This is a genomic window from Variovorax sp., assembly GCF_965279555.1.
In the GTDB taxonomy this organism is placed as follows: Bacteria; Pseudomonadota; Gammaproteobacteria; order Burkholderiales; family Burkholderiaceae_C; genus Variovorax.
In genome coordinates, this window is the sequence record NZ_OZ257247.1 from 4454257 (window position 1) to 4479125 (window position 24869).

The following is a 24869-nucleotide window of genomic DNA, read 5'->3' on the forward strand; positions in this document are numbered from 1 at the left end:
CTGATGGACCGGGCACCGACCATTTACAGGTGCGCCGCTCGATGCGGCGAGGTGCTCCGGAAAGTGCGGGAGTCTCGAAGCGCTCTCCGGGAGCGGCTTTTGGGATTCAGGACAAAAGGTTTGCTTTGGATGACATTTGTTTACGAATGCAACGTAACGTGAACTTAGTCACATGGCATTTCCGGCCTGTTCCCATACGCTCAGTCGCATGTCTTACTGGTCGACCACACCCCCCCGGCGCGCGCACATCCTTGTCATCGACGACAACATCGAGGAGCTGCAGTTGCTGCTGGGCGCGCTGCGCGGTGCGGGCCACCGCATCAGCCTTGCGTTCGATGCGCTGCAGGGCTACCGCCGTGTCACCGCGCTGCAGCCGGACCTCGTGCTGCTGGACGTGCGCATGGGCACGACCGACGGCTTCACGACCTGCAGGCTGCTGAAGGCCGACAGCGCGACCGCGCGCATTCCGGTGATCTTCCTGACCTCGTCGAGCGCCGTGGACGAACGCATCACCGGCCTGCGCGAGGGCGCGGTCGACTACATCCTCAAGCCCTTCGACCCGGCCGAAGTGCTGGCGCGCGTGGCGGTGCACCTGGCGCTGGCCAGCAGCAGCACCCATGCACAGCAGTGCATGGCACAGGCCGAGAGCGTGCTGGAGAACGCGCGCGCGGACAACGCCGACCGCGTGATCGCGCAGGCGACCGAACGGCTGGTGCTGTCGGATCTTGCGAACGTGCCCGCGCTGCCCGAGCTGGCGGCACGCGTGGGCACGCACGAGAAGCGGCTGACGCGCGCATTCCGCGAGCAGACCGGGCGCACCGTGTACGAGTTCGTGCGCGAGATGCGGCTGGCCGAGGCACAACGGCTGCTGTCGAGCTCCGCGCTCAACATGGAAGAAGTGGCGCATGCGGTGGGGTTCTCCGGCGCGGCCAATTTCTCGACCGCGTTCCGCGAGCGGTTCGGGCTCACGCCCTCGTCCTATCGCAACGCACGAGCGGCTCGGCCGATGCCGGCGCAGTCGGCCTGAGGCGGCGGCGGTGGCGATCCGCTGCATCGCCGCCGCCCTGCTGCTGTGCGCGGCCTCCTGGCTCGCGGGCCCGGCGGACGCGGCCACGCTGCGGATAGACGATGCGGCCACGCTGCCGCTCGTGCTCGACGAGGAAGTCGAGCTGCTGGAAGACCCCGGCGGACAGCTCTCGCGCGAAGACGCGGACGCCTCGACCCGCTTCCAGCCCGGCACGCATGTGCAGATGCGCCAGGGCTTCACGAACTCTGCCTTCTGGCTGCGCCTGGCCGTCGTGAACGACACCGGCACGGTGCAGCCGCTGCGCCTGGTGCTGAACGCCACGTGGCTGCAGCACGTCGACTTCCACATGCAACGCGGCAACGGCACGGCAGCCGCAAGAGCTGCGTGGGTGCACGAGCAAGCCGGCGTGTCGGTGCCGCTGCATGGCGACCGGGACCGCGTGCCCACGCTGTCGCTCGACCTGCAGCCCGGCGAGCAGGCACGCTTGCTGGTGCGGGTGCAAAGCCACAGCAACCTCAAGTTCGCCCCGCAGCTGCACACGGCCGACGGCTGGCGCGAAGCCGAGAGCTGCCACGCGCTGCTCGATGGCCTGCTGATCGGCGGACTGCTGGTGCTTGCCGTGTATTCGCTCACGCTGTGGCTCATCTCGCGCAACCCGCTGATGGCCTCGCAGAGCCTGGGCTTCACGCTGGTGGCGCTGTACGAGGCCACCTACCGCGGCCACGCGCGGATCGCGCTGTGGCCCGACAGCATCGACTGGAGCTACCGCGCGGCCGGCGTGGTGGCCGGCTGCAGCGTGCTGAGCCTGCTGCTGTACCTGCACGTGCTGTCGCGCCGCGGACCGGTGCGCCCGCCAGGGCTGCCCGTCATCGCGGTGCTGGCCGCGAGCCAGGTCGTCGCGGTGCTGGGCACGCTGCTCGGGCCTTACGCGCCCTTCGCGCGCCTCGGCAACCTGACCGTGCTGCTGCTGGTGTTCACACTCACTGCGAGCAGCTTCTTCTACATGCGGCGCGCGGGCCCGGGCGGCAAGCTGGCGTTCCCGGTGATGACCATCATCATGGTCGGCGTGTGCCTGCGGCTGACCGAGCTTTCGCTGCCCACGCACATGCTGCCCGGCTTCGACGCCTATGCACTGGGCTTCCCCGGCATGCTGGTGGGCCTGGTCGCACTCTCTTCCTGGACGCACCATCTCTCGCGCCAGCAGCACCTCGCGCAGCGCACGCTGGTGCTCTGGCAGGCCGACGAACAGCAACGCCTGCGCGACGAAGTGGCGCGCAAGACCCACGCGCTGAACGCCGCGCTCGAGCAGGCCGAGCACCAGGCGCGCGAACAGACACGACTCATGGCCTACGTGAGCCACGACCTGCGCGCGCCGCTCGCGACCATCATCGGCCACGTGCGGATGCTGCGCGACGAAATGCCGCATCCGCCGGAGCGGCTGCAAGCCATCGAACGCAGCGCGACCTACCAGCTCTCGCTGATCAACGACCTGCTCGACTACGCAAAGGGCGAGCTGCTGCCGTTCTCCTTCGAGCTGCGACCGGTGCGCCTGCAGGCGCTGCTCGACGACATCGCCCAGTACGCCGACACGCTCGCACAGCGGCGCAACAACGCATTCGAACTCGAGGTGCAAGGCGCCCTGCCGCGTACGGTGCTGATCGACTGCAAGCGCTTTCACCAGTTGCTGCTCAACCTGCTGTCGAACGCCGCGAAGTTCACGCACGGCGGAAAGATCGGCCTGCGCGTGCGGGCACGGCCGCGCGCCGACTCCTGGCGGCTGCAATTCGAGGTGTGGGACAGCGGCTGCGGCATCGACCTGAACGAGCAGGCGCACATCCGCCAGGCCTTTGCACAGGGCGCACCCAGCGCGAGCGGCAACGGGCTGGGGCTGGTCATCGCGCGGCGCATCGTGCAGCGCATGGGCGGGCGCCTGCTGCTAATGAGCCACCCGAACCTGGGCACGCGCGTGCGCTTCTCGGTGATCGTGAAGGATGCGCCGGAGGAGCCGCGTTCCGTTGCCACCCAGGCACCGCCGCAGCCGCTTCAGTCATCGCGCCTGCGGCTGCGCCGTCCGCCGACGCCCGTGCCGACCGTCGCGCCGCTGCCCGCCGCGGTACGCGCCGAACTCGAGACGTTCGCGCGCGATGGCCGCTGGACCGACCTGCATGAATGGGCCGACCGGCTGGAGGCGGCCGATTCACGCCATGAGGCACTGGTCGATGCGGTGCGGCAGGCGCTCGACCGGCTGGACTTCGAGCACATCCGCCTGCTGGCTCGCGCGACACCGAAGCTGTGAGCGCCCCGGCGCGGGCTTTGCACGCGGCGAAGCCTCTGTTTAGTATGCAAGGACCTCATTTCCAGGAGCCTTCATGCACGACATCGCCGCTCTCCAGAGACTGCTGGACACGCTGTTCCCCGGCCTGATGGGCGTGCGCCTCACGGCGCTCGAACCCGACCGTGTGGTCGCGCAGATGGAGGTGCGGCCCGACCTGTGCACGGCCGGCGGCATCCTGCACGGCGGCGCCTACATGGCCTTCGCGGACACGCTGGGCGCCGTCGGCACCATCGTCAACCTGGCGGAAGGCAAGCGCACGACCACCACCGATTCGAGCACCAAGTTCATCGCCGGCGCGCGTGTGGGCAGCATCGTCACCGGCACCAGCGTCGCGCTGCATCGTGGGCGCACGACCATGGTCTGGCAGACCACCGTCACCAATGCGGACGGCAAGCTGTGCGCCGTCGTCACGCAGACGCAACTGGTGCTCGAAGGGGCGGGGTGACGCCTTCCGCCGCTTCGGGCGTTTCTGGCGTTTCTGGCGTCTGGGGCGAATGGTTCGCCGCGTAGCGTTCGAGGAACAGGTAGAGCGCCAGCCCGCCGGCCAGCGGCAGCAGATAGTAGAGCGCGCGGTAGGCCAGCACCGCGCCCATCAGCGCGCCCTGCTTCACGCTCCCCGAGAGCAGCGCCAGGTACACCGCCTCCAGCACGCCGAGGCCGGCGGGAATCGGCGTCAGCACGCCGACGATGGACGCGGCGAGCAGCACGCCCAGCGTGGTGCCATAAGGCACCTTTTGCCCGAGCAGCAGATACATGGCGGCGCCCATCAACGCCCAATTGGTGGTGGACAGCGCGAGCTGCACCACCGCCAGGCGCGCGGCCGGCAACTGAAGGCGTCGGCCCCTGAAGCGCCATTCACGCCCGCGCGCCAGCGCACAGGCCGCGACATACGCCAATGCCAGCAGGATCATCGCCACGCCCAGCAGCCGCAGCGTTCCCTCGCCGATGTGCGCCTGGCTGGGCGGCACGATGGCCCCCGCCGCGAAAAGGCCGCCCGCGAGCAAGCCGTAGCCAAGCCAGTTGGTCGCGAGACTCAGGCCGACGATCTGCGCCACCGTGGCGTCGTCGAGACCGGCACGCGCATAGAGACGCGCCCGCATCGCGATGCCGCCGACCAAGGATCCGAGGTTGAGGTTGAACGCGTAGCTCGTCACGGCGATCGCCCATGTGCGCCAGTACGGCAGGCGATGGCGCAGATGGCGCTTGCCGATCAGGTCGAAGCATCCGTAGAGCGCGTGGCTCGCTGTCGCGAGACCGAGCACCGCGAGCAGCAGCAAAGGCGAGTAACGCTGGAGTGCCTGCCACGCGCCGGCCCAGTCGATCTTGTGCGCGCGGGAGAGGAGCAGGCCCAGCACGGCGATGCCGAACAAGGGCAACGCCCAACGCCTGCAGCGTTGCCAGATCGTGCTGCCCGCCGCGGGCGCAGGGACATCGGCAATGGCGGCCGAGTGGGTGTTCATGGCGACAGGAGACCGGCGGCTCAGGGCTTGGCGGGCTTGTCGCTTTTCTCGGCGGTCTTGTGCTCGGCCAGGCCTTTGTCGTGCAGCTTGCTGTTGCGCACGTCCTTCATCATGCGCTCGCCTTCGGCGTCACGGCCGTCGGTGGGGACGGACTCCTCCTGGGTGACCTCAGGCTCTTCGTGGTGCGGCGGGTCTTTGCGGATCTGGGACATGGACATCTCCTCGGTGATGGCCGAGTTTGTCGAAGCCCGCGACGACCGGAGCGCCGTCCATCGGCGATGGCGGATGCAGGACATTTGCCATACCGGCACCGTGCACAGCCTGCAGGAAGACGGAAATTGAAAAAGCCCTTGATCCTGTGGAGGAGCAAGGGCTTTGAATTGGTGGCCTGGGGCGGAATCGAACCACCGACACGCGGATTTTCAATCCGCTGCTCTACCAACTGAGCTACCGGGCCATCTGCATTTGTGTGCAGCCTTAAATTATACAGCGCTTCTGCGCCCTCTCGACAGATCCACACCAAGTTGTTTGAGTTTTCTGTAGAGATGGGTGCGCTCGAGGCCGGTTTTCTCGGCCACGCGGGTCATCGAGCCGTTCTCCATCGCGAGGTGGAACTCGAAATAGGCCTTCTCGAAACCGTCGCGCGCATCGCGCAGCGGGCGGTCGAGGTCGAAGCTCTGGGTCGACTGGGGGCCGATGTCGGCCACGGGCACGGAAGCGAGCGACGCCATCAGCAGGCTGTCGCCAGTGGTGGTGATGGCCGTGGCTTGCGCCACGCCCGCCGGTGCGGGGACCACGCCGGCTGCGGCGCGGCGTGCGCTTTCGCGTGCCAGCCCCTGCTCGACGGCCTTGAGCAGCTTCTGCAGCGTGATGGGCTTTTCAAGAAAGGCGAAGGCACCGATACGCGTGGCGTCTACCGCCGTGTCGATGGTGGCGTGCCCGCTCATCATGATGACGGGCATGCTCAGCAGGCCTGCGGTGGACCACTCCTTGAGCAGCGTGACGCCGTCGGTGTCGGGCATCCAGATGTCGAGCAGGACGAGGTCCGGCCGCGCGCGCTGGCGGGCCGCGCGGGCTTCGGCGGCGTTTTCCGCGAGCTCCACGTTGTGGCCTTCGTCATTGAGAATTTCGAAGAGCAGGTCCCGGATGCCCAGCTCGTCATCGACCACGAGAATGTTTGCCATGAGTGCTGCTTGTTGTGTGCGCTGGTATCTGCAATGGTGTGTAAGGTCCGCCGGTCCGGCCATCGCCTGGGCGACGAATCGTAAGCGCTCAGGCGGCGGAAGATTTCGAATCTTCGGTGTGAGCGACCGCTGCCCGCGGCTCGCTTGCCAGCGCGAATGATAGCGAGACTTGTGCCCCTGCTACAGCCCCGTCGACAACGCGGTTGGAAAGCTCGATGCGCGCACCGTGCTCATCCGCGATCTTCTTCACGACAGCCAGGCCCAAACCGGTACCTTTTGTTTTCGTCGTGACATAGGGCTCGAAGGCCCGCTTGAGAATGTTCTCGGCAAAGCCGGGGCCGCTGTCTTGCACGGTAAGCCGCACGCGCTGCCCCGAGTCGCCAAGGCGCGTGCGGATGACGACCTCGCCCCGCCGGCCAGTGCCGCTGGCCGCGCCCTCGGCGGCGTCCTGCGCGTTTTGCAACAGGTTGTGAATCACCTGCCGGATCTGCTGGGCGTCGCCGCGGATCGGCGGGCAGCGCTCGTCGAGTTCGGAGCGCAGCACGATGGGCAGGCTCTCGGTGTTGTAGAGCTGGAGCACGTCGGCCAACAGCGCGTTGAGGTCGACCGGCTTGAGGTCGGCCGCGGGCAGCCGCGCGTAGTCGCGGAATTCATTGACCAGCCGCTTCATCGCATCGACCTGGTCGACGATGGTCTTCACCGACTTCACGAGCACGGCCTGCTCGGGCGGCTGCACCTTGCCCGACAGCTTCATCTCGAGCCGCTCGGCGGACAGCTGGATCGGGGTCAGCGGGTTCTTGATCTCGTGCGCGAGGCGGCGCGCCACCTCGCCCCAGGCCTGCGCACGCTGGGCCGAGACGATCTCCGAGATGTCGTCGAACACCAGCAGCCGCGCCGCGCCCGGCAGCTCGGCACCGCGGGCGACGATGTTGATGGCGCCGTCCTGCTGCGGCATGTCGTGCCCCGAGGCATGCAGCTCGAAGGCGTGCTGCCAGTGGTCGAGGCCGTGCTGCATGCGCTCGACCAGGAAATCGTCGAACTGCTGCTGCACCTTGGCGCCGAACTCGGCGAGGCCGGGCACGTCGACCAGCGGTTGCCCTTCGTAGGCCGCGAGCGGCGCACGCAGCACGCGGGTGGCGCCGGGATTGGTCGACAGCACGGTGCCCTTGGCGTCGAGCACGATCACGCCCGAGGTGAGGTTGTCCAGGATGGTCTGCAGGTTGGCACGGGCGGCGTCGAGCTGGCCCATGGTCTTCTCGACCGCGCCGCGCGCATCGGCCAGTTGCTGAGTCATGACGGCGAACGAGCGCGTGAGGCCGCCCAGCTCGTCCTTGCCCTGCAGCACGGCCGTGGGCCGCAGGTCGCCGGCGGCCACCTGGCGCACGCCGTCGGCCAGCACCAGCAGCGGGCGCGCGAGCTGGTTGCCGAACAGCACGGCGAGCAGCACCGCGCCGAACACCGCGAGGAACAGGCTCAGCGTGAGCGTGCCGATGTACATGCGGCGCAAGCCTTCGCGCGCGAGCGCCCGCTCTTGGTATTCGCGGTTGGCCTCCTGCACCGCCAGCGCATTGGCCACCACGGCGGGCGGCAACGGACGCGTGACCTGCAGATAGCGCGGCGCGGTGTCGAAGTCGAAACCGGGGCGCTGCACCATGGCGAGCGCACGCACGCTCGCGACCGGCGGCGTGGCGCCGGGCATGGCGGTTTCGTCCAGGCCTTCGATGTGTGCGACCGCGCGTTCGGGCCGCACCTGGCGGAACTGCTGCGCGGTCGGACGCTCGGGGTTGAGCTGGAAACGCGACGAGCCGGCGCTGGCCACCAGCTGGCCCGAACCGGTCCAGAGAATTACGTCGGTCGCCTCGAGCTGGTCGCGGATGCGTTCGAGGACCAGGCCCGCGCTGGCGTCGGGCACCTGCGCGAGTTGCCCGCTGGCACTGCGCGCTTTCGCGGCGAGGTCGTCGGACAGCGAGTCGAGCGTGGCACGGCCAAGGTTCAGGCCGGCATCGAGCGCCCCTTCGACCTTGACGTCGAACCAGCTTTCGATCGAACGCGCGACGAACTGGTAAGACACCACATACACGAGCGCCCCGGGCACCACACCCACCAGCGCGAAGATGGCCGCCAGCTTGATGAGCAGCCGGCTGCCGAACTTGCCCTGCCGCAGCCGCCGCAGCAGCCGGAACGCGACCCAGCCGATCACCAGCACCAGCAGCACCGCCACCACCACGTTGATGCCGAACAGGCGCACGTAATAGCGCTCGTACAGCGCGCGGTTGTTGGTGGCCTGCGCGAGCAGGAACATCAGCACCAGGCCGATGGCCGTGACCAGCGCGGCTCCCACGCCGATGGCCCAGCGCATCGCACGCGCGCGGCTCGCGGCGGGCGTGGCCGCTGCGCCGCTGCGCGGGGAGGTGCTCACTTCTGCTTCTCCACCGCGAGCCGCGCGGTGCGCTCGACGGCAATGTTCCAGTCGGCCTGACCGACCACGCCGATCTGGAACGGGCGCGGCAGCTGCGAGGTGTCGAGGCGGAAGCGGAACGTCACCTGGTGCAGCGGGTCGTCGCCGATCTCGGCCGCGTCGCCCAGCCGCAGCCGCCCGACGCGCTTGATGGCGTCGAGCGCGTCGCTCAGGGTGTCGAAGTTCTGGTTCAGTGAAATGCCGAGGCCGGCGGCACCGGTGATCGGCACCGGCGACACGTTGAGCCGCCAGCGCCGCGTGAGCGGCTGGTAGGCAAGCCGCATGTGGCGCTGCACCTGCGCGACCTTGCGGTCGGTCCAGTACCAGCGCTCCTGGAAAAGCTCGGCTTCGGCCACGAAATAGATGGCGATGCCCTTGTCGAGCACCTCCTCGACCAGCGAGGGCAGCTCGAACTGCACGGCCGCACTCAGATAGACGCTGTCATCGGCCTGCTCCAGCCGCATCTGGCTGATGGACGTGCTGGGCCGTCCCTGGGCGGCCGCCGGTGCCGGCAGCCATGCCATCCATATCGCCCACGCCCACAGCAGCACGGCCAGCAGGAGCGGCCCGCGCCGCTCAGTGCGGGCGCTTTTCAAGCAGGGCGTAGAAGAATCCGTCGTGGTCACCAGAGGGATTGTCCGGGACGCCACGGGCATTCGACCCGCTTTGGGGCAGCAAATGGCCGGGCGATGGCAGCAATCGTGCGTCGGTGTTGTGTACAAGAAACGCATCAATTTGTTGCGAACCCTCTTCCCGGAAGACGGAACAGGTGCAGTAAAGAAGCCGCCCGCCGGGGCGCACGAGCGGCCAGAGCGCAGCCAGCAGCGCGGCCTGCTGGGCGGCGAGCTGGGCGGTATCGCTCTCGCGGCGCAGCCAGCGGACGTCGGGGTGGCGGCGCACGATGCCCGATGCGGTGCATGGCGCGTCGAGCAGGATCGCGTCGAACGGCGTGCGGTCCCACCAGTCGGCGGGGCGCGCGGCATCGGCCACCAGCACGCGGGCCTTCAGGCCGATGCGCGACAGGGTCTCGTCGATGCGGCGGCTGCGCACGGCGTCGACTTCGAGCGCGGTCACGTCGATGGCGTCCGGGCCGGCCAGCTCGAGCAGGTGCGCGGTCTTGCCGCCGGGCGCGGCGCAGGCATCGAGCACGCGCAGCGGCGCGCCGCCGGGAGTGGCAGTCAGCAGGCCTTCCAGCAGCAGGGGCGCGGCCATCTGCGCGGCGGCATCCTGCACCGAACAGGCGCCTTCGGCGAAGCCGGGCAGTTGCTGCACCGGCCGGGCACGCGCCAATTGAAGGCCGCTGGGGCCCACGCGGGTGGCGGAAAGGCCGGCGGCCTCGAGTTCAACCAGATAGGAAGCAGCCGTCGATTTGCGGGCGTTCACCCGCAGCGTCATCGGCGCCTGCGCGTTGTCGGCGGCGAGCACGCGCTGCCACTCGCGGGGATGGTCGCGCTTGAGGCGTTCGATCCACCAGCGTGGATGGTTCCATTGCGCGACCGGCTCGGAGTCGGTCACGGCCACGAGTTCGTCGCGCTCGCGCAGAAAACGCCGCAGGCAGGCATTGATGAAGCTGGCCTGCGCCCGCGTGGCGGGATTGCGCTTGGCGGCCTCGACGGCCTGGTCGACCAGCGTGAACGGCTCGTAGGGTGCGCGCTCGCTGTCCCACGCCAGCGCCAGCGCGGTGCACAGCAAGGCGTCGGGCAGCGGCGGCGGCGTGCGCTTGGCCAGGTGGCGGCGCAGCGCCTCGGCGCGGCCGAGCCAGCGCAGTACCTGGAAGCCGAGCGCCTGCACGCCGGGCCGCAGCGCGGGCTCGACGGCTTCGAAGGCGACGGAGCCCGAGGTGCCGGCGCGAATCGACGCCAGTGCCACTGCGGTCAATTGCAGTTGGCGCCAGAGCGGCGGTTGCAGCGACTGCGGGGTGCCGCTGCTGGGGAGATCGGAAGGTAGTTCAGCCAAGTTGGGGGCGATGGTAACGGGCGGGCGAAAAGCCGGACGCCGTGCAATGGAAAGAAAAAATGACCGCGTCAGAGCAACGGCGCGGCCGGACGCAGACGCACGGCCCATGCCACCAGCACTGCCGGAAACTGCGAAATCGCGGCGTTGTAGTGCTTCACTGCAAGATTGAACTGGTTGCGCGCGATCTCCGCCGCCGCCGAAGGCTCGGGCCAGGCGATGGGCTCGGGCGCCCCCTGAAGAGGCGGTTGCTGCGGCGGCCGCGCGAGCGTGCCGTCGGCCTCGAACATCGTCACCGCATCCGGATGCTGGCGCTGCCACGCGCCGATCCACACCTGCAGCGCCGTCGCCAGCGCGGCCATGCCGCCTGCATCGAGCGGCCGCAGCCGGGTCGCGCCCAGCAGGATGCCCAGTTGCGTGGTCGATGCCTGCAGCGGCGCGATCGACGACAGCAGTTCGTTCGCCGGCGCCTCCGCCGGTGGCGCGGCGGTGATGCTGGCCTGCACGAAATCGAGCTGCTTGCGCAACGCCGCATCGAGCGTGCCGTAGCTCTGCAGCACTGCGGCGCGCAGGCGCACCAGCCGGTTGTAGGCGCCGACAAACCAGAACAGCAGCACCGCGATCACGATCCAGCTGGCCAGCGATTCAGGCAACAGACTCATCGACGACAAAACCTCATCATCCAGGGCACAAAGAAAAACGCCCCCCAACCGGGGCGGTCGGGGGGCGTGGGGTACCGGTCATGGCCGGTGATGCTAACCAGTTATTCGGTCGCGGCGCCTTCGCTGGCGTCGACCGTGGTGGTCGCTGCATCGCTGTCGCCGGAGCCGGCCAGCTCGGCCGCTTCCGATTCGGCGATGGCGCGGCGCTCGGCCTCGTCCATGGCGTCCTTGACCTTGCGTGCCTGGTGGTACGCCATGCCGGTGCCCGCGGGAATCAGGCGGCCGACGATGACGTTTTCCTTCAGGCCGCGCAGCTCGTCGCGCTTGCCCATGATCGCGGCTTCGGTCAGCACGCGCGTCGTTTCCTGGAACGAAGCGGCGGAGATGAACGAGTCGGTCGACAGCGACGCCTTCGTGATACCCAGCAGCAGGTTGGTGAACGTCGCGGGGATCTTGCCTTCGGCGCGCAGGGCGTCGTTGGTGTTGAGCATTTCGCTGCGTTCGACCTGTTCGCCGGAGATGTAGCCGGTCTCGCCGATGTTGTCGACCACGACGCGGCGCAGCATCTGGCGAACGATCACCTCGATGTGCTTGTCGTTGATCTTCACACCCTGCAGGCGATACACATCCTGCACTTCGTCCACGATGTAGCGCGCCAGTTCTTCCGAACCCAGCAGGCGCAGGATGTCCTGCGGGTCCGCCGGGCCGTCGACCACGGATTCGCCCTTGTTCACAACCTGGCCTTCGTGCACCAGGATGTTCTTTTCCTTCGGCACGAGGTCTTCCCAGACCGTGCCTTCCGGATCGGTGATCTGCAGGCGGATCTTGCCCTTGGTCTCCTTGCCGAACGACACAGTACCGGTCATTTCGGCCAGCATGCCCTTGTCCTTCGGCGAACGAGCTTCGAACAGCTCGGCAACGCGCGGCAGACCGCCGGTAATGTCGCGGGTCTTCTGGCCTTCGACCGGAATACGCGCCAGCACTTCGCCGGGGCCCACGTCCTGGCCGTCACGCACCTGCACCAGCGCGCCGATCGGGAAGCCGATCGTCACCGAGTGGTCGGTGCCCGGGATCTTCACTTCGGCGCCGGAGGCGTCGATGAGCTTCACCTGCGGGCGCACGACCTTGGCAGCGCCGCGGCGCTTCGGGTCGATCACCACCAGGGTCGACAGACCGGTCACTTCGTCCACCTGCTTCGCAACCGTGAGGCCTTCCTCGACGTTCTCGAACTGCGTCTTGCCGGCGAACTCGGTAATGATCGGGCGCGTCAGCGGATCCCAGTTGGCAAGCACGTGGCCGGCCTTGATCTGCTGGTCTGCCTTGACCGTCAGCGTGGCGCCGTACGGCACCTTGTGACGCTCGCGCTCGCGGCCGTGCTCGTCATGAATGACGATCTCGCCCGAACGCGAAATCACGACCAGCTCGCCCTTGCTGTTGGTCACGTAGCGCATCGTGGCGTTGAAGCCGATCGAGCCGTTCGACTTGGCTTCCACGCTCGAAGCGATGGCAGCGCGCGAAGCGGCACCACCGATGTGGAAGGTACGCATCGTCAGCTGCGTGCCGGGTTCACCGATGGACTGCGCGGCGATCACACCGACGGCTTCGCCGATGTTGATCAGGCCGCCGCGGCCCAGGTCGCGGCCGTAGCAGGTCGCGCAGATGCCGAAGCGGGTTTCGCAGGTCAGCGCGGTGCGGACCTTGACTTCGTCGACGCCCTGGGCTTCCAGTGCTTCGATGTTGTCTTCGTCGAACATCTCGCCGGCCTTCAGCAGAACCGAGCGGTTTTCCGGGTGCAGCACGTCGTCCGCAGCCGAGCGGCCGAGGATACGGTCGCGCAGCGATTCGATGACTTCACCGCCTTCGACGATGGCGCGCATCAGGTAGCCGCCGTGCGTGCCGCAGTCCTGCTCGGTCACGACCAGGTCTTGCGTCACGTCGACCAGACGACGGGTCAGGTAACCCGAGTTCGCCGTCTTCAGTGCCGTGTCGGCCAGACCCTTACGGGCACCGTGGGTGGAGATGAAGTACTCCAGCACGTTCAGGCCTTCGCGGAAGTTCGCGGTAATGGGCGTCTCGATGATCGAGCCGTCCGGCTTGGCCATCAGGCCCCGCATACCGGCCACCTGGCGAATCTGGGCCGCGGAACCGCGGGCGCCCGAGTCGGCCATCATGTAGATCGAGTTGAAGGACTCCTGCTCGACTTCCTTGCCATGGCGGTCGATGACCTTCTGCTTCGACAGCTTGGCCATCATGACCTTCGACACTTCGTCGCCGGCCTTGCCCCAGATGTCCACCACCTTGTTGTAGCGTTCGCCGGAAGTCACGAGACCGGAGACGTACTGCTGCTCGATCTCCTTCACTTCCTTGGCGGAGCGCTCGATGATGCCGTGCTTCTCGGCGGGCACCAGCATGTCGTCGATGGCGATCGAGATACCGGCCTTGGTCGCCAGGCGGAAGCCGTTCTGCAGCAGCTTGTCGGCGAACACGACGGTCTCTTTCAGGCCGCACTTGCGGAACGAGACGTTGATGAGCTTGGAGATTTCCTTCTTCTTCAGCGCCTTGTTGATGTTCGAGAACGGCAGGCCCTTCGGCAGGATCTCGGACAGCAGGGCACGGCCCACGGTGGTGTCCACGAGCGAGGTCGACGGCGTGAATTCGCCGGTTTCCTTGTTCTTGGTGTATTCCGTGATGCGCACTGCCACCTTGGCGGTGAGCTCGACTTCGTTGGCGTCGAGCGCGCGCTGCACTTCACCGATGTCGGAGAAGATCAGGCCCTCGCCCTTGCCGTTGATGCGGTCGCGGGTCGTGTAGTACAGACCCAGCACCACGTCCTGCGAAGGAACGATCGACGGTTCGCCCGAAGCCGGGAACAGCACGTTGTTGGAGGCCAGCATCAGCGTGCGGGCTTCCATTTGCGCTTCCACCGACAGCGGCACGTGGACGGCCATCTGGTCGCCGTCGAAGTCGGCGTTGAATGCCGCGCAGACGAGCGGGTGCAGCTGGATGGCCTTGCCTTCGATCAGGATCGGTTCGAAGGCCTGGATGCCCAGGCGGTGCAGCGTAGGAGCGCGGTTCAGCATGACCGGGTGCTCCTTGATGACCTCTTCCAGGATGTCCCAGACCACCGGCGTGCCCGATTCGACTTCCTTCTTGGCAGCCTTGATCGTGGTCGCGATGCCCATGGCTTCGAGGCGCGAGAAGATGAAAGGCTTGAACAGCTCGAGCGCCATCAGCTTCGGCAGGCCGCACTGGTGCAGCTTGAGCGTCGGGCCCACCACGATGACCGAACGGCCCGAGTAGTCGACGCGCTTGCCCAGCAGATTCTGGCGGAAGCGGCCGCTCTTGCCCTTGATCATGTCGGCCAGCGACTTCAGCGCGCGCTTGTTGGCGCCCGTCATGGCCTTGCCGCGGCGGCCGTTGTCCAGCAGCGAGTCGACCGCCTCTTGCAGCATCCGCTTTTCGTTGCGCGCGATGATTTCCGGAGCCTTCAGCTCCAGCAGGCGGCGCAGGCGCGAATTGCGGTTGATGACGCGGCGGTACAGGTCGTTCAGGTCGGAGGTCGCGAAGCGGCCGCCGTCCAGCGGCACCAGCGGACGCAGGTCCGGCGGCAGCACGGGCAGCACGTCGAGCACCATCCACTCGGGCTTGATGCCCGACTTGCGGAAGGCTTCCAGCACCTTCAGGCGCTTGGAGTTCTTCTTGACCTTGACTTCGGAGCCGGTCAGGTCGCCGCGCAGGCGTTCGATCTCGCTGTCGAGTTCGATGCCTTCGAGCAGGTCCTTGATGCCTTCGGCGCCCATCTTGGCGATGAATTCGTCGCCGTATTCCTTGCGCTTCGCGTCATAGTCGTCCTCGGACATGATGCCGAACTTCTTCAGCGGGGTCATGCCGGGGTCGGTGATCACGTAGGCTTCGAAGTACAGCACGCGTTCGATGTCGCGCAGCGTCATGTCGAGCACGAGGCCCAGGCGCGACGGCAGCGACTTCAGGAACCAGATGTGGGCGCAGGGCGCGGCCAGGTCGATGTGACCCATGCGCTCGCGACGCACCTTGGTCTGCGTGACTTCAACGCCGCACTTCTCGCAGATCACGCCGCGGTGCTTCAGGCGCTTGTACTTGCCGCACAGGCACTCGTAGTCCTTGATGGGGCCGAAGATCTTGGCGCAGAAGAGACCGTCGCGCTCGGGCTTGAACGTGCGGTAGTTGATCGTCTCTGGCTTCTTCACCTCGCCGAAAGACCACGAACGGATCTTCTCGGGCGAAGCCATGCCGATCTTGATGGCATCGAAATGCTCATCGGGCGTGAATTGCTTGAACAGGTCGAGTAGCGATTTCATAAGACTCTTTCCCTTTTCAAATTAAGAACGCTCGAGCTCGATGTCGAGGCCCAGCGAACGAATTTCCTTGACCAGCACGTTGAACGATTCCGGCATGCCGGCTTCGATCGAGTGCTCGCCCTTGACGATGCTTTCGTACACCTTGGTACGGCCTTGCACGTCGTCGGACTTCACGGTCAGCATTTCCTGCAGGACGTAGGCGGCGCCATAAGCTTCCAGCGCCCACACTTCCATTTCCCCGAAACGCTGGCCGCCGAACTGCGCCTTGCCGCCCAGCGGTTGCTGCGTGACGAGCGAGTACGGGCCGGTGGAGCGGGCGTGCATCTTGTCGTCGACCAAGTGGTGCAGCTTCAGGAAGTGCATGTAGCCGACGGTGACGGGACGCTCGAACTGGTCGCCGGTGCGGCCGTCGAACAGGTAGGCCTGCGTACGCGTTTCGGTCAGGCCCTTGAGCTTGGCGATGTCGTCCGGGTAGGCGAGCTTCAGCATGCCGCGGATTTCTTCTTCCGAGGCGCCGTCGAACACCGGCGTCGCGAACGTGGCGCCGCTTTGCAGGTTGGCTGCCATCGCGAGCAGTTCGGTGTCGCTCAGCTGGCCGAGTTCTTCCGGACGGCCCGAGCCGTTGTACAGCTGTTCCATGAACTTGCGCAGCTCGGCCACCTTGGCCTCCTGCTGCAGCATGTCGCCGATGCGCTGGCCGATGCCCTTGCCGGCCCAGCCCAGATGCACTTCCAGCACCTGGCCCACGTTCATCCGCGAAGGCACGCCCAGCGGGTTCAGGCAGATGTCGCACGGCGTGCCGTCGGCCATGTGGGGCATGTCTTCGACCGGAACGATCTTCGACACCACACCCTTGTTGCCATGGCGGCCGGCCATCTTGTCGCCGGGTTGCAGGCGGCGCTTGACGGCAAGGTACACCTTGACCATCTTGAGCACGCCCGCGGGCAGCTCGTCGCCCTGCGTGAGCTTCTTGCGCTTTTCTTCGAACGCGAGGTCGAAGCTGTGGCGCGTCTGCTCCAGCGAGTTCTTGATCGACTCGAGCTGCGTCGCCACTTCGTCTTCCGCCGGGCGGATGTCGAACCAGTGGAACTTCTCGACCGACGACAGGTAGGCCTTGTCGAGCTTGGTGCCCTTGGCCAGCTTGTTCGGACCGCCGTTGGCGACCTTGCCGGTCAGCAGCTTCTCGATACGGTCGAACGCGTCGGCTTCGACGATGCGAAGCTGGTCGTTCAGGTCGAGGCGGAAGCGCTTGAGCTCGTCGTCGATGATCTGCTGGGCGCGCTTGTCGCGCGTGATGCCTTCGCGGGTGAACACCTGCACGTCGATCACGGTGCCTTGCGAGCCCTGATCCACACGCAGCGAGGTGTCCTTCACGTCGGAAGCCTTCTCGCCGAAGATGGCGCGAAGCAGCTTCTCTTCAGGCGTCAGCGTGGTCTCGCCCTTCGGCGTGACCTTGCCCACCAGCGTGTCGCCCGGCTGCACTTCGGCGCCGACATAGATGATGCCGGATTCGTCGAGGCGGTTGAGCTGCTGCTCGGCCAGGTTCGGGATATCGCGCGTGATTTCTTCGGCACCGAGCTTGGTGTCGCGAGCCATCACCACCAGTTCCTCGATGTGGATCGAGGTGTAGCGGTCTTCAGCGACGACGCGTTCCGAGATCAGGATCGAGTCTTCGAAGTTGTAGCCGTTCCAGGGCATGAACGCGATCAGCATGTTCTGGCCGAGGGCCAGTTCGCCGAGGTCGGTCGATGCACCGTCGGCCACCACGTCGCCCTTGGCGATCTTGTCGCCGCGCTTGACGATGGGGCGCTGGTGGATGTTGGTGTTCTGGTTCGAACGCTGATACTTGATCAGGTTGTAGATGTCCACACCGACTTCACCGGCAGCCGCTTCGGCGTCGTTCACGCGCACCACGACACGGGTCGCATCGACGTAGTCGACGATGCCGCCACGGGTGGCCGTGACCACGGTGCCCGAGTCGACCGCGGAGACGCGCTCGATACCGGTACCGACCATCGGCTTTTCGGGGCGCAGCACGGGCACGGCCTGACGCTGCATGTTGGCGCCCATCAACGCGCGGTTCGCGTCGTCGTGCTCCAGGAACGGCACGAGCGAGGCAGCCACCGACACGATCTGCGCGGGCGACACGTCCATGTACTGGATGCGTTCGGCACCGACCAGGATCGATTCGCCGGCTTCACGCGCGGAGACCAGGTCGCCGGTCAGCACGCCGTCCTTGTCCAGGGCCGCGTTGGCCTGGGCGATGACGTACTTGCCTTCCTCGATGGCCGACAGGTAGTCGATCTCGTTGGTGACCTTGCTGTCGACCACGCGACGGTACGGCGTCTCGATGAAGCCGTATTCGTTCAGGCGGGCGTACAGGGCCAGCGAGTTGATCAGGCCGATGTTCGGGCCTTCAGGCGTTTCGATCGGGCACACGCGGCCGTAATGGGTCACGTGCACGTCGCGCACTTCGAAGCCTGCACGTTCGCGCGTCAGACCACCCGGGCCAAGGGCCGACACGCGGCGCTTGTGGGTGATTTCGGACAGCGGGTTCGTCTGGTCCATGAACTGCGACAGCTGCGACGCACCGAAGAACTCCTTCAGCGCGGCCGAGATGGGCTTGCTGTTGATCAGGTCGTGCGGCATCAGCGGCTCTTGTTCCGCTTGACCCAGACGTTCCTTCACGGCCTTCTCGATACGTGCCAGGCCGGTACGGTACTGGTTTTCGGCAAGTTCGCCGACGCAACGCACGCGACGGTTGCCCAGGTGGTCGATGTCGTCGACTTCGCCGTTGCCGTTGCGCAGGTCGACGAGGATCTTGACCACGGCCAGGATGTCTTCGTTGGTCAGCACCATCGGGCCGGTCGATTCGTCGCGGCCGACCTTGGCGTTGAACTTCATGCGGCCGACGCGCGACAGGTCGTACGTGTCCGGGTTGTAGAACAGGCGCTGGAACAGCGCTTGCACGGCGTCTTCCGTCGGCGGCTCGCCGGGGCGCATCATGCGGTAGATGGCCACGCGCGCTGCGAACTCGTCGACGGTTTCGTCGATGCGCAGCGTTTGCGAGATGTACGCGCCCTGATCCAGTTCGTTCGTGTAGATGACCTGCACGTCCTGCACGCCGGCCGTGCGCAGCTTCTTCAGCAGCGCTTCGGTCAGCTCGTCGTTGGCCTTGGCCAGGATTTCACCGGAGTCGGCATCGACGATGTTGCGGGCGATCACGCGGCCGATCAGGAAGTCTTCCGGCACGCTGATGTGCGTGGTGCCGCCCTGCTCGAGCTCGCGCGTGTGGCGCGCGGTGACGCGCTTGTCCTTGGCGACCACGACCTTGCCCGACTTGTCGGTGATGTCGAAGCGCGCGACTTCGCCGCGCAGGCGCTCGGAGACGAACTCCATCTGCGCGCCGCTGTCCATCAGGCGGAAGTTGTCGTTCACGAAGAAGTTCGCGAGGATCGATTCCGGGTTCAGGCCGATGGCCTTCAGCAGGATCGTGACCGGCATCTTGCGGCGACGGTCCACGCGGAAGTACAGCATGTCCTTCGGGTCGAATTCGAAGTCGAGCCACGAACCGCGGTAGGGAATCACGCGGGCCGAGAACAGCAGCTTGCCCGAGCTGTGCGTCTTGCCCTTGTCGTGTTCGAAGAACACGCCCGGCGAACGGTGCAGCTGCGAAACGATCACGCGTTCCGTGCCGTTGATGATGAACGAACCCTTGTCCGTCATGAGCGGCACTTCGCCCATGTAGACCTCTTGTTCCTTCACTTCCTTGACCACCTTCGATTGCGAAGTCGACGACTCGCGGTCATAGATGATGAGCTGGACCTTGGCGCGCACGGCCGAGGCGAAGGTCAGACCGCGGGTCTGGCATTCGCGCACGTCGAAAGCGGGTTTCGCGAGGTTGTACTCGAGGAACTTCATCTCGACAAAACCGTTGTGCGAGACGATCGGGAAGGCGGCGTCGAACGCGGCCTGCAGGCCTTCGACGGTACGTTGTTTCGGGGGAATGCCGGCTTGCAGGAACGCGGTGTACGCGTCTTTCTGCATCTGCAGCAGGTAGGGGATTTCTACGACGCTGTCGCGATTGCCGAAACTTTTTCGGATGCGCTTGCGTTCGGTGTAACTGTACGCGGACGATTGGGCCATGAGAGCTCCGGAGCTTGAGATCTTCAGCGACTTGTCAGCGGTGCCGAGGCACCACTGCTTGGCGGCTGGCCACTACCAGCCGTTGGCGGACAGCGATGCGTTGCACATCGCCCGAACCAAGGGGTCTTCTGCAGTCGGGGTCAGAAGACACTCAAAAAACGTCTTGGCTTTTGCTTTTCCGTCGACCTGAAGGTCTCCGGGAAAGCCTCTGGGTGGCTTTTCCGTCGACCTGGAGGTCTCCGGGAAAGCCTCTGAGTGGCTTTTCCGTCGACCCGGAGGTCTCCGGGAAAGCCGGCGCCAAGCCGGCTTTTGGGTGCGCTCTGAAAGCGGCAAAGGCTGGAGGGCCTTTTCAGGCGCCTCCAGCCCTCTAGGGGGTCTGAATTACTTCAGTTCCACCTTGGCGCCGGCTTCTTCCAGCTTCTTCTTGGCAGCGTCAGCGTCAGCCTTCGACAGGCCTTCCTTGACGGCCTTGGGAGCGGCTTCCACCAGGTCCTTGGCTTCCTTGAGGCCCAGGCCGGTGATTTCGCGCACTGCCTTGATGACCGACACCTTGTTCGCGCCGACGTCAGCCAGCACGACATTGAATTCGGTCTTTTCTTCGACCACAGCGGCGGCGGCGCCACCACCAGCAGCCGGAGCCGACATTGCAGCGGCGCTCACGCCGAACTTCTCTTCGATGGCCTTGACCAGGTCGTTGAGTTCCAGGACCGTCATGCTGTCGAGCGCGGTCAGAAATGCGTCTTTATCGAATGCCATTTTTGTTTCCTAACAATTGGGTTGAATATTTCAAACGCAGGCTCAAGCGGCCTGTGCTTCTGCCGGTGCATCGGCGGGTGCAGCTTCGCCACCACCACGCTTCTCGGCCAGCGCCGCGAGCACGCGGGCGGTACGAGAGATGGGGGATTGCATCAAGCCCAGCAGTTGCGCCAGCAGCACTTCCTTGGAAGGGATGTTGGCCAGTTGCTTCACGCCGTCGACGTCCAGGGCCTTGCCACCGAAGGCGCCGCCGCGAATGACCAGCTTGTCGTTGGTCTTCGCGAAATCGGCCACCACCTTGGCGGCGGCCACAGCGTCTTCGGAGAAGCCGTAGATCAGCGGACCGGTCATCTGGTCGCCAACAATCTCAAACGCGCTACCAGCGACAGCACGGCGGGCCAGGGTGTTCTTCAGAACACTCAGGCTCACACCCTTGCTGCGTGCTTCGTTGCGCAGTTTGGTCATGTCGGCCACCGTGATGCCACGGTATTCCGCCATCACGAGCGTTTGAGCTTTTGCGGCGAGGCTGGTCACATCACTGATGACCGCTTCTTTCTCACTGCGATTCAGACTCAAGGTCTACTCCTTTTAATGCGACCTTCGGCCGGGGCCTCGGATCGCGCTTCATGCAGCGACCAACTGTCAGGAACAAAAAACAAATTCCTTGCAGCGGGATCGCCATCTGCGCTGGATACCGGACAGGGAGGTCCGGCGATTAAGTGCAGCACCCTGCACACCAGCGGTCTTGGATGGCCCGCGGCAACCGAAGCCGCCGCGACCCACCACATCCGCCCCACCCTTGCGAGGTGGAGCAAATCTCTTTAGCTCGCCGAGATGGTTTGCGTGTCCACGCGGACACCCAGACCCATGGTCGACGACACGGCCACCTTGCGCAGGTACACGCCCTTGCTGGTCGCCGGCTTGGCCTTGACCAGAGCGTCGATCAGCGCGGCGAGGTTGCCTTGCAGCTTGTCGTTGTCGAACGAGCGACGGCCGATCGTGCCGTGCACGATGCCGGCCTTGTCGACGCGGAACTGAACCTGGCCGGCCTTGGCGTTCTTCACTGCCGTGGCGACGTCCGGGGTCACGGTGCCGACCTTCGGGTTCGGCATCAGGCCGCGCGGGCCGAGGATCTGACCGAGCGTACCGACGACGCGCATGGCGTCGGGAGCAGCGATCACGACGTCGAAAGGCATGTCGCCAGCCTTGACCATGGCAGCCAGGTCGTCCATGCCGACGATGTCGGCGCCGGCGGCCTTGGCTTCTTCAGCCTTGGCGCCTTGGGCGAACACAGCGACGCGCTTGGTCTTGCCGGTGCCGTTGGGCAGCACGACGGCGCCACGCACGACCTGGTCCGACTTCTTCGCATCGATGCCGAGCTGGACAGCCACGTCGATCGATTCGTCGAACTTGGCGGTAGCAGCGTCCTTGACGATGGTGATCGCGTCAGCCAGCGGGTACAGCTTGTTGCTGTCGACCTTGCCTTCGAGCGATTTTTGCTTCTTGGTGATCTTGGACATTTACACGCCCTCCACATTCACGCCCATCGAGCGGGCGGTACCGGCGATGGTGCGAACTGCTGCGTCCATGTCGGCCGCGGTCAGGTCCTTCATCTTGGTCTTTGCGATCTCTTCGAGCTGGGCGCGCGTGATCTTGCCAACCTTGTCGGTGTGCGGACGTGCGGAACCCTTGTCGAGCTTGATGGCCTTCTTGATCAGCACGCCGGCCGGCGGCGACTTGATGATGAAGGTGAAGCTCTTGTCGGCGAAAGCGGTGATGACCACCGGCAGTGCCAGACCCGGCTCGTAGCTCTGCGTTTGCGCATTGAACGCCTTGCAGAATTCCATGATGTTCAGACCACGCTGACCGAGTGCGGGACCGATCGGCGGGGACGGGTTGGCCTTACCAGCTGGGACTTGCAGCTTGATGAAGCCGACGATTTTTTTCGCCATGCTTTGCTCCTTGCGGGTGATATCGCCTTGGCTTGCGACCAAGGCTCCCCGGGGTTAAACGACTCTTCGAGATCAAGGCCGCGCGCCGAGTCGGACAGCGCACAGCCGGAAACAATGACACCGGCGCAAAGGCCGGTGGGTCGTCAGGTCTTTTCGACCTGGCTGAATTCGAGTTCCACAGGGGTCGCGCGGCCGAAAATCATGACCGACACGCTGACCTTGCTCTTCTCGTAGTTGACCTCTTCGACCGTGCCGTTGAAGTCGGTGAACGGGCCTTCCTTGACGCGCACGAATTCGCCGACGGTGAATTCGACCTTGTGGCGCGGCTTTTCGGTGCCCTGCTGCATCTGGCTGACGATGTCCTCGACCTCTTTCTGCGAGATCGGGGCCGGACGGTTCTTGGCGCCGCCCACGAAACCCGTCACCTTGTTGGTGTGCTTCACCAGGTGCCAGCTTTCGTCGTCCATGATCATTTCGACCAGCACGTAGCCAGGGAAGAAGCGGCGCTCGGTGGTGCGCTTCTGGCCGTTCTTGATTTCGACCACTTCTTCGGTCGGAACCAGGATGCGGCCGAACTTGTCCTGCATGCCGGCGCGGTTGATGCGCTCGGTGATGTTGCGCTCGACAGCCTTTTCCATGCCCGAATAGGCATGCACCACGTACCAACGCAGATCGGGGTTGGCGGCAGGAGCCAGTACGGAGGTGTTTTCTTCCTCCGGCGTGCTCGGCGTGGTTTCAACTGCGTCGTCGGTCATTTATTTTCTCCAGCCCAGAATGAGGTCGAAAAACACCCATTCGAGCGTCTTGTCGGTGAGCCAGAGGAAGACGGACATGATCGCCACGAAGGCGAACACATAGGCCGTCATCTGCATCGCTTCCTTGCGGGTCGGCCAGACGACCTTCTTGACCTCGCGCCACGAGTCGCGGCCGAAAGCCCACAACTGACGGCCACTCTCGGAGCTGCCGAAGGCAGCCACGGCCGCAGCCAGACCGACCAGCAGCGCAGCCCATTGCACCACCGAGCCTTGGCGCGACAGCAGGTAGAACGCCACGATGGCGCCCACTGCCAGCACGACAGCCACGGCCAGTTTGGCCTTGTCGGCGCCGGTGCTCACGGTTTCGATTTGAGAAGTGGCCATGGTTGGCTGATTTCCTGTGGCCTTTCGGCCTTCAATTCAATGCGCCTCTTGAGACGCCGAAGCCCATCGGGTCACGATGGGCTTTAGGGGTGCCACCTAAGTGGCAGGGGCAGTAGGAATCGAACCTACAACCTTCGGTTTTGGAGACCGACGCTCTGCCAATTGAGCTATACCCCTCCGGTACTCTTTGCGCCCGACTTAGATGTCGAGGATCTTGGCAACGACGCCCGAACCCACGGTGCGGCCGCCTTCGCGGATGGCGAAGCGCAGGCCTTCTTCCATCGCGATCGGGTTGATCAGCTTCACGGTGATGCTGACGTTGTCGCCGGGCATGACCATTTCCTTGTCCTTGGGCAGCTCGATCGCGCCGGTCACGTCCGTCGTGCGGAAGTAGAACTGCGGACGGTAGTTGTTGAAGAACGGCGTGTGACGGCCGCCTTCGTCCTTCGACAGAACGTACACCTCGGCGGTGAAGTGCGTGTGCGGCTTGATCGAGCCGGGCTTGCACAGCACTTGGCCGCGCTCGACTTCTTCGCGCTTCGTGCCGCGCAGCAGCACGCCCACGTTGTCGCCGGCTTGGCCTTGGTCCAGCAGCTTGCGGAACATTTCCACGCCGGTGCAGGTGGTCTTGACCGTCGGGCGGATGCCCACGATTTCGATTTCTTCACCGACCTTGATCACGCCGCGCTCGACGGCGCCGGTCACCACGGTGCCGCGACCCGAGATCGAGAACACATCCTCCACGGGCATCAGGAACGTGCCGTCCACGGCGCGCTCGGGCGTCGGGATGTACGTGTCCAGGGCTTCTGCCAGCTTCATGATGGCGCCTTCGCCCAGTTCGCCCTTGTCGCCTTCCAGGGCGAGCTTGGCCGAGCCGTGGATGATGGGGGTGTCGTCGCCGGGGAATTCGTACTTGTCGAGGAGTTCGCGAACTTCCATTTCGACCAGCTCGAGCAGCTCCTTGTCGTCGACCATGTCGCACTTGTTCAGGAACACGATGATGTAGCCCACGCCCACCTGGCGAGCCAGCAGGATGTGTTCACGGGTCTGGGGCATCGGGCCGTCGGCGGCCGAGCACACCAGAATCGCGCCGTCCATCTGGGCAGCGCCGGTGATCATGTTCTTCACGTAGTCGGCGTGGCCGGGGCAGTCGACGTGTGCGTAGTGGCGGTTGGCCGTTTCGTACTCGACGTGCGCGGTGTTGATCGTGATGCCGCGGGCCTTTTCTTCAGGCGCAGCGTCGATCTGGTCGTAGGCCTTGGCTTCGCCGCCGAACTTGGCCGACAGCACCGTTGCGATCGCAGCCGTCAGCGTGGTCTTGCCGTGGTCGACGTGACCGATCGTGCCCACGTTGACGTGAGGCTTGGTGCGGGTGAATTTACCTTTTGCCATTTTTCGACTCCGAAAAAAACGTTTTCAACGTATGCAGATGGGTTGCAAAGCTGCCGTTGCAACCCCCA

General features: G+C 65.5%; 20 protein-coding genes and 2 tRNA genes. 4 read left to right on the plus strand and 18 right to left on the minus strand.

Annotation, left to right across the window (positions count from 1 at the left end):
• Positions 1-208 precede the first annotated feature (208 nt).
• From ACQY8B_RS20900 to ACQY8B_RS20910, 3 genes are all read left to right on the plus strand, one after another.
• On the plus strand, positions 209-1027 hold the full coding sequence (locus ACQY8B_RS20900; protein ID WP_422088462.1) for a helix-turn-helix domain-containing protein: 819 nt from the start codon (positions 209-211) through the stop codon (positions 1025-1027).
• A gap of 10 nt (positions 1028-1037) precedes the next feature.
• Complete coding sequence (locus ACQY8B_RS20905) at positions 1038-3323, plus strand: ATP-binding protein (protein WP_422088463.1); 2286 nt, start codon at positions 1038-1040, stop codon at positions 3321-3323.
• Positions 3324-3396: 73 nt separating this feature from the next.
• On the plus strand, positions 3397-3807 hold the full coding sequence (locus ACQY8B_RS20910) for a PaaI family thioesterase (RefSeq protein WP_422088464.1): 411 nt from the start codon (positions 3397-3399) through the stop codon (positions 3805-3807).
• On the opposite strand, the gene ACQY8B_RS20915 is transcribed toward ACQY8B_RS20910, so the two are convergent.
• Positions 3770-4822: a lysylphosphatidylglycerol synthase domain-containing protein gene (locus ACQY8B_RS20915; RefSeq protein ID WP_428744982.1), complete on the minus strand. Its 1053-nt coding sequence runs from the start codon at positions 4820-4822 to the stop codon at positions 3770-3772. The two genes, ACQY8B_RS20910 and ACQY8B_RS20915, sit on opposite strands and share 38 nt — an antisense overlap.
• 20 nt (positions 4823-4842) lie before the next feature.
• Positions 4843-5034: a hypothetical protein gene (locus ACQY8B_RS20920; RefSeq protein ID WP_422088466.1), complete on the minus strand. Its 192-nt coding sequence runs from the start codon at positions 5032-5034 to the stop codon at positions 4843-4845.
• Here ACQY8B_RS20920 and ACQY8B_RS20925 point away from each other — a divergent pair.
• A complete protein-coding gene (locus ACQY8B_RS20925; RefSeq protein ID WP_422088467.1) occupies positions 5033-5164 on the plus strand; it encodes a hypothetical protein in 132 nt (43 codons plus the stop codon). The genes ACQY8B_RS20920 and ACQY8B_RS20925 overlap by 2 nt on opposite strands.
• 39 nt (positions 5165-5203) lie before the next feature.
• On the opposite strand, the gene ACQY8B_RS20930 is transcribed toward ACQY8B_RS20925, so the two are convergent.
• The 16 genes from ACQY8B_RS20930 to tuf form a co-directional block, all read right to left on the minus strand.
• Positions 5204-5279, minus strand: a tRNA-Phe gene (locus ACQY8B_RS20930).
• 25 nt (positions 5280-5304) lie between these two features.
• Positions 5305-6006, minus strand: coding sequence for a response regulator (locus ACQY8B_RS20935; protein ID WP_237678458.1), 702 nt, complete (start codon positions 6004-6006; stop codon positions 5305-5307).
• 88 nt (positions 6007-6094) lie between these two features.
• Positions 6095-8425 (minus strand): ATP-binding protein, encoded by a 2331-nt coding sequence (locus tag ACQY8B_RS20940; protein ID WP_422088468.1) that lies wholly within the window; start codon positions 8423-8425, stop codon positions 6095-6097.
• Positions 8422-9060, minus strand: a complete 639-nt coding sequence (locus tag ACQY8B_RS20945; RefSeq protein ID WP_422088469.1) for a DUF4390 domain-containing protein — start codon at positions 9058-9060, stop codon at positions 8422-8424. The genes ACQY8B_RS20940 and ACQY8B_RS20945 overlap by 4 nt, the downstream gene beginning before the upstream one ends.
• On the minus strand, positions 9041-10372 hold the full coding sequence (gene rsmB, locus ACQY8B_RS20950) for a 16S rRNA (cytosine(967)-C(5))-methyltransferase RsmB (RefSeq protein WP_422089087.1): 1332 nt from the start codon (positions 10370-10372) through the stop codon (positions 9041-9043). Before rsmB ends, ACQY8B_RS20945 begins: the two co-directional genes overlap by 20 nt.
• Positions 10373-10488: 116 nt before the next feature.
• Positions 10489-11079, minus strand: coding sequence for a lema family protein (locus ACQY8B_RS20955; protein ID WP_422088470.1), 591 nt, complete (start codon positions 11077-11079; stop codon positions 10489-10491).
• A gap of 101 nt (positions 11080-11180) precedes the next feature.
• Entirely contained in the window at positions 11181-15416 is a 4236-nt protein-coding gene (gene rpoC / locus ACQY8B_RS20960; RefSeq protein WP_422088471.1) for a DNA-directed RNA polymerase subunit beta', read from the minus strand.
• A 21-nt stretch (positions 15417-15437) separates the two neighbouring features.
• On the minus strand, positions 15438-19562 hold the full coding sequence (gene rpoB, locus ACQY8B_RS20965; RefSeq protein ID WP_422088472.1) for a DNA-directed RNA polymerase subunit beta: 4125 nt from the start codon (positions 19560-19562) through the stop codon (positions 15438-15440).
• A gap of 381 nt (positions 19563-19943) precedes the next feature.
• On the minus strand, positions 19944-20318 hold the full coding sequence (gene rplL / locus ACQY8B_RS20970) for a 50S ribosomal protein L7/L12 (protein WP_093057181.1): 375 nt from the start codon (positions 20316-20318) through the stop codon (positions 19944-19946).
• Between the two features lie 42 nt (positions 20319-20360).
• Positions 20361-20894 (minus strand): 50S ribosomal protein L10, encoded by a 534-nt coding sequence (rplJ, locus tag ACQY8B_RS20975; protein ID WP_081269558.1) that lies wholly within the window; start codon positions 20892-20894, stop codon positions 20361-20363.
• A 245-nt stretch (positions 20895-21139) separates the two neighbouring features.
• Positions 21140-21838, minus strand: coding sequence for a 50S ribosomal protein L1 (rplA, locus tag ACQY8B_RS20980; protein ID WP_081269557.1), 699 nt, complete (start codon positions 21836-21838; stop codon positions 21140-21142).
• Entirely contained in the window at positions 21839-22270 is a 432-nt protein-coding gene (rplK, locus tag ACQY8B_RS20985; RefSeq protein ID WP_019658337.1) for a 50S ribosomal protein L11, read from the minus strand.
• Positions 22271-22413: 143 nt separating this feature from the next.
• Positions 22414-23025, minus strand: a complete 612-nt coding sequence (nusG, locus tag ACQY8B_RS20990) for a transcription termination/antitermination protein NusG (RefSeq protein ID WP_081269556.1) — start codon at positions 23023-23025, stop codon at positions 22414-22416.
• Positions 23026-23409, minus strand: a complete 384-nt coding sequence (secE, locus tag ACQY8B_RS20995; RefSeq protein WP_081269555.1) for a preprotein translocase subunit SecE — start codon at positions 23407-23409, stop codon at positions 23026-23028.
• A gap of 101 nt (positions 23410-23510) precedes the next feature.
• A tRNA-Trp gene (locus ACQY8B_RS21000) sits at positions 23511-23586 on the minus strand.
• A 21-nt stretch (positions 23587-23607) separates the two neighbouring features.
• Complete coding sequence (tuf, locus tag ACQY8B_RS21005) at positions 23608-24801, minus strand: elongation factor Tu (RefSeq protein ID WP_093060175.1); 1194 nt, start codon at positions 24799-24801, stop codon at positions 23608-23610.
• Positions 24802-24869 lie beyond the last annotated feature (68 nt).